Source organism: Limnospira sp. (genome assembly GCF_051859755.1).
Classification (GTDB): domain Bacteria; phylum Cyanobacteriota; class Cyanobacteriia; order Cyanobacteriales; family Microcoleaceae; genus Limnospira; species Limnospira fusiformis.
In genome coordinates, this window is sequence record NZ_JBIMLI010000222.1 from 1 (window position 1) to 4,787 (window position 4,787).

The window sequence follows — 4,787 nt, forward strand, 5'->3', positions numbered from 1 at the left end:
ATCTTTCTAAAAGCTTTGCGGGATACCGCCTCTGTTACCTTAACGGGTAATAGTGCTATCGTTGCATTGTCCGGGAATAGCCGGATAAATGTCGCGTAAATGTATCAGGTGGGATGAAAGTTTAGAAAAATTCTGGCTATGTTCCCCCTTCCGTGTGTTGGGACGCGCGCAAGCGATCGATAAGGTACAAACTCAAATTCCATTGGAGGTTTATCTATGCGTGGTTTGATGATTGAGGATGTTCTCGAGTCTTTGGTTGAACAAGGAGGCTCAGATATTCACATTCAAGCAGGAGCGCCTATCTTTTACCGCGTCAGCGGGAAACTGACTCCACAACCCCAATTTGGAGAAACTCTCTCTGCTGAAGAGGTGCAGGTTTTGATTTTCCAGATGCTCAATAATATGCAGCGTAAGCAGTTGGAGCAAAACTGGGAACTAGACTGCGCCTATGGGGTTAAGGGACTGGCTCGGTTCCGGGTGAATGTCTACCGGGAACGGGGTTGCTGGGCTGCTTGTCTGCGAGCTTTGGCTTCTCAAATTCCCAATGCTGATAAGTTGGGGGTTCCCCAAATCCTGCGGGATTTGACCGAAAGACCTCGTGGTATGGTTCTGGTGACGGGACAGACAGGATCCGGTAAAACTACCACAATGGCCGCTTTACTTGACTTGATCAACCGCACACGCTCAGAACATATCCTGACTGTGGAAGACCCCATTGAGTATGTTTTCCCTAATATCAAGAGTCTGTTTCACCAACGCCAAAAGGGTGAGGATACCAAGAGTTTTGCTAATGCGCTCAAAGCGGCTTTGCGTGAAGACCCAGATATTATTCTGGTGGGGGAAATGCGGGACTTGGAAACTATCGGTCTGGCGATATCGGCCGCAGAAACGGGTCACTTGGTCTTTGGAACTCTGCACACTAACTCGGCTTCAGCAACAGTAGACCGGATGCTGGATGTATTCCCCCCTATTCAACAACCGCAGGTGCGGGCGCAAATGTCCGGTTCTCTGGTGGGGGTTTGTAGTCAAAACCTGGTACCGCGAATTGGTGGCGGTCGTTGTGCGGCTATGGAGATTATGCTTAATACTCCGGCTATGGGTAACTTGATTCGGGAAGGAAAAACTTCTCAAATTTACTCCCAGATCCAAATGGGGGCTAAATTGGGAATGCAGACGATGGAAATGTCTTTGGCCAAACTTTATCAAGAAGGTAAGGCTACTTGGGAGGCTGCTATGAGTAAGAGCTCTAAGCCTGATGAACTTGAACGGCTCATTGGTCCTCAGCCTAAGGCTGGTAAGGGTCAGAAGGTGAAAGCATAATACCACCAAGTTAGGTAGGTAAGCATCCTTAAAAAGGAGAGTTTTTCAGACCCCCCCCTGCTTGTAGTCTCTCATATAAGTGGGGTTGGTCACTACCTTTTTTAGGGTTGCTATAGTTGCGAACTTGGTGTGCTATGGGAGACTGACAATTATATCTATATAAATAGAGGTGAGATATGACAACTAATAGGATGGTCAAGAGCCACTCTCGAAAACAAGGCTTTGACTTCAAGAAATTCGAGGAAGATCTGAATGTAGCGATGGCATCGATTACGGTGAAAGATCTCGCGATCTTTGCCCGTCAGTTTGCGGCTATGTTTAATGCAGGTATCTCGATGGCTCGCTGTTTAAGTGTGCTAGGAGAACAGTGTGAAAATGCGAAGCTAAAAAGGGCTATTAATACTCTGCGTGCTGATGTGGAAGAAGGGGAGGAATTATCATCGTCAATGAGAAAGTTTCCTGATGTGTTTGACCAGCTTTTTGTGAGTATGGTGTCGGCAGGAGAAACTGGGGGGGTTTTGGATGAAACCCTAGAACGTCTGGCGGTGATGATGGAAAAAAACCATAAAACTCAGAGTGAGATTAAGTCGGCAACTTCTTATCCAAAAACAGTATTGTTTATTGCGATCGCTGTGTTTTTTGGTATGGCTACGTTTTTGCTACCTACCTTTTCGGGTATTTTTGAGCAAATTGGGGTGGAGTTACCTCTGTTTACGGTGATGATGCTGAAAATCAGTGATTTTTGTACGACTTGGCCGCCTATTCCCCAAGCTATAGTAATTGGCTCATTGATTGGTATTTATTTTGCCTATACTGTGGCTTATAAAACTGACTCTGGGCGGTTATTTTTTGATAAGATTTACTTGAAACTGCCCCTATTTGGTGCGATTCTGGAAAAGTCGGCGGTGGCGCGTTTCTGTATTATTTTTGGTAGTCTGACTCGTTCTGGTGTGCCGATTATGAACTCTATGGAAATTGTCCGAGATGTAGCTGGTAATCAGGCGATCGCTAATGCCATTGAGTACGCCAGAAATGAGATTCAACAGGGGGGATTGATCAGTCTGGCTTTACAGGAAGAAAATGTGTTCCCAGGTTTGGCGATTCAGATGATTGCGATCGGAGAAGAATCTGGGGAACTTGATAAAATGTTAATGAAAGTAGGCGCTTTCTATGAAACGGAAGTTGAGGAGGCGGTAAAATCTCTAACCAGTGCGCTAGAACCTTTAATGATTGTAGTAGTAGGGGGTATTGTGGCTTCTGTACTGCTGTCGATGTATCTGCCAATGTTTAAGGTGTTTGAGAGTTTATAAGTGCTACGACACCAAATCGCCGGGGAAATTAATTTCTCCTGTGGTCGGAAAAGATGTTACCAGGTTTTTAAAAAATGCCAGTTCAACAATCCCATTATGAAACTTTGCTGTCTGAATACAGCTATGCAAATACAATGATTAATCTTTTGCAACAGCATCGACCTTATTGGGAAATGATTCCCAGTCTGCGCCGCCCGGAAGAAAGTTTGATCACTCTGCCGCTACCCATTGTCAGGTTACGCAATGGTGTTTCCTATGCGGGGCATAATCATATTACTATTAGCCCAAATCAAGCTGTTTGTCTTCCCTGTGATATTGCGGTGTTGATGTGCGATCCAGAATGGAAGGTTAAAGTCGGCTCGGAAATATTGATTTTTATTCATAAACCCCACGAAGATCTTTCGGATTTACTGAGGCGGTGGAGATTAACTCAGGTTTACTTGGATAGTGGCTATGAATGGGTGATGCCTCATCATTATAGTTATTTGTATTCCCAAGAGGCTGAAAATATTTACCCCCTATTTGTGCTGTTTGCAGAAACTCCAGAACGGATTAAACGGGGTTTACAAGGGGCTCATCTGGCTTGTGTGGTGCAACATCCAAATATGACGGTTGAGCCTTCAGAGGGACCAACTCTTGATGAGATTGATTTGGAAGAATACCAGCCTTGGCGTGGATTACCTGGAGAGAATCAATAAGTGGTTATTAATCAATCTTTGCTGTATAACATCCAATAAAATTAACGAATTTAAGTAAAATGCAAACTACTTTAGTAACTGACTCGAACTCCTATGAGGGGACTTATTGGAAGTGGCGCGATCAATTGATTTATTATGTCAGAGAAGGTTCAGCGGGTGAGGATGTGGCAACGACAAAGGTTGACCAACGCCCCTCTTTATTGTTGGTGCATGGGTTCGGTGCATCGACAGACCACTGGCGCAAGAATATTGAGGGATTAAGTTCTGAGTTTGATGTGTGGGCTATTGATTTGTTAGGGTTTGGGCGATCGGCTAAACCTGATTGGGAATATACTGGACAGTTGTGGCGCGATCAGCTTCATGATTTTATGACCGAGGTGATCGGACGGCCAACGGTTTTGGCGGGTAATTCGTTGGGGGGTTATGCTAGTCTGTGCGTGGCGGCGGATTATCCTGATGGGGTGGCGGGGTTGATTTTATTGAATAGTGCGGGTCCGTTTTCGGATACTCAGACTAAGATAGAACCGCCTACCTGGAAACAAAAGACCTCGAGAATGATGCGATCACTCCTAATTCAGGACTGGACGACTTTTTTGGTTTTCCAATGGACTAGGCGACGTTCAGTAATTCGGAAAACTCTGCAAAAAGTTTATTTGGATCAAAGTGCTGTTACCGATCGCCTGGTGGAGGAAATATATCGTCCTTCCTGCACTCCCGGCGCGGCTAAGGTATTTGCATCGGTGTTTAAGAGTCGTCAGGGAGATCCGGTAGATGTTTTATTATCGCGTCTTCGCTGTCCACTGTTGATGTTATGGGGAGAAGGAGATCCTTGGATGAACTGTCGCGCGAGAAGCGATCGCTTTCGTGAATATTACCCCCAACTGACGGAATATTTTTTAAATGCTGGTCACTGTCCCCATGATGAAATACCCGAACAGGTCAACAACCTAATTCAAAATTGGGTTTTAGTTGACATACTCACCGGGCTGAAGCTACGGTGATTCTTGACACTTCGCGCTCGATGTGCTTGCAAGCCAGTCTTATCTTCCCTCTGTGTCCATTTAAGGTCGTGCCGATGCCCCATGCCGACCATTTCTATATTTCGGGCTGCATTTTCATCTCTATCCTGTTGGGCCCCGCAATTGATGCAAAGCACTGAACGGACAGAGAGATCAAGCTGGCCCCATCGGAACCCACAGCCAGAACCAATTTGACTTGTGGGTTCCCAGCGATTGATGACGTTAAACTGACGACCAAACTTTTCAGATTTAGCCTTAACCAAAACCCTGAATTCCCGCCAACCCTGCCAGCTAATAGCTCTACTGAGCTTTCGGTTTTTCAGCATCCCAGACACATTGAGATCTTCCCAAACGATGGATTGATTCTGATACATTTACGCGACATTTATCCGGCTATTGCCTGACAATGCGACGATAGCACTATTACCCGTTAAGGTAAC

5 protein-coding genes are annotated in these 4,787 nt (G+C 45.5%); 4 read left to right on the forward strand and 1 reads right to left on the reverse strand.

Features of this window, described 5'->3' with window-relative positions:
- Positions 1 to 216: 216 nt before the first annotated feature.
- The 4 genes from ACTIE0_RS22785 to ACTIE0_RS22800 all read left to right on the forward strand — a co-directional run bounded on the left by ACTIE0_RS22785 (position 217) and on the right by ACTIE0_RS22800 (position 4,329).
- Positions 217 to 1,320: a type IV pilus twitching motility protein PilT gene (locus ACTIE0_RS22785; protein WP_006620587.1), complete on the forward strand. Its 1,104-nt coding sequence runs from the start codon at positions 217 to 219 to the stop codon at positions 1,318 to 1,320.
- Between the two features lie 176 nt (positions 1,321 to 1,496).
- Positions 1,497 to 2,630 (forward strand): type II secretion system F family protein, encoded by a 1,134-nt coding sequence (locus ACTIE0_RS22790; RefSeq protein ID WP_006669468.1) that lies wholly within the window; start codon positions 1,497 to 1,499, stop codon positions 2,628 to 2,630.
- A gap of 74 nt (positions 2,631 to 2,704) precedes the next feature.
- Positions 2,705 to 3,328, forward strand: coding sequence for a hypothetical protein (locus ACTIE0_RS22795; RefSeq protein WP_006620585.1), 624 nt, complete (start codon positions 2,705 to 2,707; stop codon positions 3,326 to 3,328).
- A gap of 59 nt (positions 3,329 to 3,387) precedes the next feature.
- Positions 3,388 to 4,329, forward strand: coding sequence for an alpha/beta fold hydrolase (locus tag ACTIE0_RS22800; protein WP_006620584.1), 942 nt, complete (start codon positions 3,388 to 3,390; stop codon positions 4,327 to 4,329).
- On the opposite strand, the gene ACTIE0_RS22805 is transcribed toward ACTIE0_RS22800, so the two are convergent.
- Positions 4,281 to 4,721, reverse strand: coding sequence for a zinc ribbon domain-containing protein (locus ACTIE0_RS22805; protein ID WP_006669469.1), 441 nt, complete (start codon positions 4,719 to 4,721; stop codon positions 4,281 to 4,283). The two genes, ACTIE0_RS22800 and ACTIE0_RS22805, sit on opposite strands and share 49 nt — an antisense overlap.
- Positions 4,722 to 4,787: the final 66 nt, after the last annotated feature.